Annotated in this window: 3 protein-coding genes; 2 read left to right on the top strand and 1 reads right to left on the bottom strand. The window is 66.1% G+C overall.

What is annotated here, in order from left to right:
• The first annotated feature begins 139 nt into the window (after positions 1-139).
• A complete protein-coding gene (gene ilvD / locus ABB34_RS14420) occupies positions 140-1978 on the top strand; it encodes a dihydroxy-acid dehydratase (RefSeq protein ID WP_057642074.1) in 1839 nt (612 codons plus the stop codon).
• 37 nt (positions 1979-2015) lie between these two features.
• On the opposite strand, the gene ABB34_RS14425 is transcribed toward ilvD, so the two are convergent.
• The gene (locus ABB34_RS14425; protein ID WP_057642075.1) at positions 2016-3047 is read right to left on the bottom strand and encodes an integron integrase; all 1032 of its coding nucleotides are present in this window, start codon (positions 3045-3047) and stop codon (positions 2016-2018) included.
• Between the two features lie 206 nt (positions 3048-3253).
• Here ABB34_RS14425 and ABB34_RS15050 point away from each other — a divergent pair, with 206 nt between their 5' ends.
• Entirely contained in the window at positions 3254-3640 is a 387-nt protein-coding gene (locus ABB34_RS15050) for a VOC family protein (RefSeq protein ID WP_083490236.1), read from the top strand.
• Positions 3641-3707 lie beyond the last annotated feature (67 nt).

The raw sequence follows: 3707 nt of genomic DNA on the forward strand, positions 1-3707 counted from the left end.
GCGACGCGAGTCGCGACCGGAGCATTGGAAAGCTGTCGCGACTCGCGCCGCTCCTACAGGCTTTGCACAAGGCAACGGTTGCAACAGCAACCGGGTTCTTCATGCAGAATCGCCGCACTGCATTCCGCATTCCCCCACCATGCCCGAATACCGCTCGAAAACCTCCACCGCCGGCCGCAACATGGCAGGCGCCCGCGCCCTGTGGCGCGCCACCGGCATGACCGACGGCGACTTCCACAAGCCGATCATCGCCGTGGCCAACTCCTTCACCCAGTTCGTGCCTGGCCACGTACACCTGAAGGACCTGGGCCAGCTCGTGGCGCGCGAGATCGAAGCGGCCGGCGGCGTGGCCAAGGAGTTCGACACCATCGCCGTGGACGACGGCATCGCGATGGGCCACGACGGCATGCTGTATTCGCTGCCCAGCCGCGAGATCATCGCCGACTCGGTGGAATACATGGCCAACGCGCACTGCGCCGACGCGCTGGTGTGCATTTCCAACTGCGACAAGATCACCCCCGGCATGCTGATGGCCGCGCTGCGGCTGAACATCCCGGTGGTGTTCGTCTCCGGCGGGCCGATGGAAGCCGGCAAGACCCGGCTGGCCGAGCACAAGCTCGACCTGGTGGACGCGATGGTGATGGCCGCCGACACCAGCGTCAGCGACGAGCAGGTGGCCGCCGTCGAACGCAGCGCCTGCCCCACCTGCGGCTCGTGCAGCGGCATGTTCACCGCCAACTCGATGAACTGCCTGACCGAGGCACTGGGCCTGTCGCTGCCCGGCAATGGCACCGTGGTGGCCACCCACGCCGACCGCGAAGCGCTGTTCAAGCGCGCCGGGCGGCTGATCGTCGAGCTGTGCCACCGCTGGTATGGCGGTGAGGACGCCAATGCCTTGCCGCGCGGCATCGCCACCTTCGAAGCGTTCGAGAACGCGATGACCCTGGACATCGCGATGGGCGGCTCCACCAACACCATCTTGCACCTGCTCGCCGCCGCGCAGGAGGCCGAGGTGGCCTTCGACCTGCGCGACATCGACCGCCTGTCGCGACGCGTGCCGCAGCTGTGCAAGGTGGCGCCGAACACGCCCAGGTACCACGTCGAGGACGTGCACCGCGCCGGCGGCATCATGGCCATCCTCGGCGAACTGGCGCGCGGCGGCCTGCTGCATGCCAATGTGCCGACCGTGCACAGCCGCACCCTGGGCGAAGCCATCGCGCGGTGGGACGTGACGCAGACGCAGGACGCGGCCGTCCACAACTTCTACAAGGCCGGCCCGGCCGGCATCCCGACGCAGGTGGCCTTCAGCCAGAGCACGCGCTGGCCGTCGCTGGACGTAGACCGCGGCGAAGGCTGCATCCGCGACGTGGCCCACGCCTATTCCAGCGAGGGCGGGCTGGCGGTGCTGTACGGCAACCTCGCCGCCGACGGCTGCGTGGTCAAGACCGCCGGCGTGGACGAATCCATCCACGTGTTCGAGGGCAGCGCGCGCGTCTATGAAAGCCAGGACGCGGCGGTGAAGGGCATCCTCGGCGACGAAGTGCAGCCCGGCGAAGTGGTCGTCATCCGCTACGAAGGCCCGAAGGGCGGCCCCGGCATGCAGGAAATGCTGTACCCGACCTCGTACCTGAAATCGAAAGGGCTGGGCAAGGCCTGCGCCCTGCTTACCGATGGCCGATTCTCCGGCGGCACCTCCGGCCTGAGCATCGGCCACTGCTCGCCGGAAGCCGCCGCCGGCGGCAGCATCGCACTGGTGCGCGACGGCGACCGCATCCGCATCGACATCCCGCAGCGCGGCATCGACCTGCTGGTGGACGAGGCCGAACTCGCCCGCCGCCGCGACGAGCAGGCCGCACGTGGCTGGAAGCCGGCGCTGCCGCGCCCGCGCAAGGTCAGCACCGCATTGAAGGCCTACGCCCTGCTGGCCACCAGTGCCGACAAGGGCGCGGTGCGCGACAAGGCGCTGTTGGAAGACTGAAAGTTCACAGGTGCCGGGCTTGCCCGGCACCCGCCGTTCATGCCGGCCCCGGCACGACACCCGGCAGCCGATCCAGCGGACTGAGCAATCCGCCGGCACCGCGCCCCAGTACATGCGTGTAGATCTGCGTGGTCGCCACGTCCTTGTGCCCCAGCAGCTCCTGCACCGTGCGGATGTCATGGCCGGCTTCGAGCAGATGCGTGGCAAAGGAGTGCCGCAACGAATGGCAGGTGGCCGGCTTGGTGATGCCGGCCCGCACACGGGCCGCCTTGATTGCCCGCTGCAAGGTTTCCTCCCCCGCATGGTGGCGCCCGGAACGACCACTGCGCGGATCGGTGGAAATCCGCGAGGAAGGAAACAGGTATTGCCAGGCCGGCTCGCCGTCGGCATCGGGATATTTGCGGGCCAGTGCATGCGGCAGGTGGACGCGGCCAAAGCCCCGCGCCAGATCCCGATGGTGCAGGAGCAATGCACGCTCCCGTTGCCGCAACAAACGCCCATGCAACGATTCGGGCAGCGGCACGCGCCGGTCCTTGTCGCCCTTGCCGCTGCGCACGCAGATTTCCCGCCGCGCGAAATCCACATCCTTGATGCGCAGGCGCAGGCATTCCATCAAGCGCATGCCGGTACCGTAAAGCAGGCGTGCCATCAATTCCGGCAACCCCTCGGGCATCACCGACAACAGCCGCGCCACCTCCTCCTGCGCCAACACCACCGGCAACCGGCGCGGGCGCTTGGCGCGCACCACCTCCTCCATCCACGGCAACTCGATTTCCAGCACTTCGCGATACAGAAACAAGAGCGCCGACAGCGCCTGGTTCTGCGTGGCCGCCGAGACATTGCCCACCGTCGCCAACCGCGTGAGAAAGACCTCGACCTCCCGTCCACCCAATTCCTTCGGGTGGCGCCGACCATTGGCGAGAATGAAGCGGCGGATCCAACCCACATAGGCCTGCTCGGTGCGGATGCTGTAATGCCGCAACCGGATACGCCCGCGGACCTGCTCAAGCAGGCGCGGCGGGCGAAGCCCCGCCCCCGATACACCGGATGGTTGAGGGGTGTAATCCATGGCACGGCATCTTTGCGGCATAACACCCGCAGCCTATGGCACGCGCCATGTCTGCCACGCTCAGCCAACCCTTTGAAGCCATGTAGGATTTCCCTGATTCACAAGGCAGGAAGAAGCCGCCATACTCGGAGCGACGCCGCGATTAGGCGGTCCAATAAGTGTTAGGGCGCACTGCGAGTGCGTCGCAACTTCCACAAGGAGCTTTGATGTCCGGTCCTGCCTCTGCTGGCCTCTTCATTTACGCAAAATACCTTGAGCGCCTCGCTAGCTTCTATCAAACGCTTCTTGGCATGTCTCGTGCGCATGCTGCACCCGGCTTGGTGGTATTGCGCTCGCCGGATCTCCAGATCACCGTCAACGCCATGCCCGCCCATATCGCCGCTCAAGTTGACATTTCCAGCCCACCGGTCAAGCGGGACAATGCGGCCTACAAGTTCTTCTTTACGGTCCCAAGCCTTCAGCAAGCTAGTCAAACAGCATCGGCACTCGGGGGTGAGGTTCTGCCAGAGCAATGGTCCGGCCCAGGTTTCATCGTGTGCAATGCGGTGGACCCAGAGGGCAATATCTTCCAGGTGCGCGAGAGTGTGCCCTAACAATTCATTCAAGCCGACGCCGCTTCGCGGCGCGGCTTAATTCAAGCGTTAGGCTGTGACTCCAGCA

It is taken from the genome of Stenotrophomonas daejeonensis (assembly GCF_001431505.1).
Taxonomy (GTDB): domain Bacteria; phylum Pseudomonadota; class Gammaproteobacteria; order Xanthomonadales; family Xanthomonadaceae; genus Stenotrophomonas; species Stenotrophomonas daejeonensis.

Coding starts and splice junctions, on each gene's coding strand:
- ABB34_RS15050 (WP_083490236.1), top strand. CDS start 3,254: ATGTCCGGTCCTGCCTCTGCTGGCCTCTTCATTTACGCAAAATACCTT.
- ABB34_RS14425 (WP_057642075.1), bottom strand. CDS start 3,047: ATGGATTACACCCCTCAACCATCCGGTGTATCGGGGGCGGGGCTTCGC.
- ilvD (WP_057642074.1), top strand. CDS start 140: ATGCCCGAATACCGCTCGAAAACCTCCACCGCCGGCCGCAACATGGCA.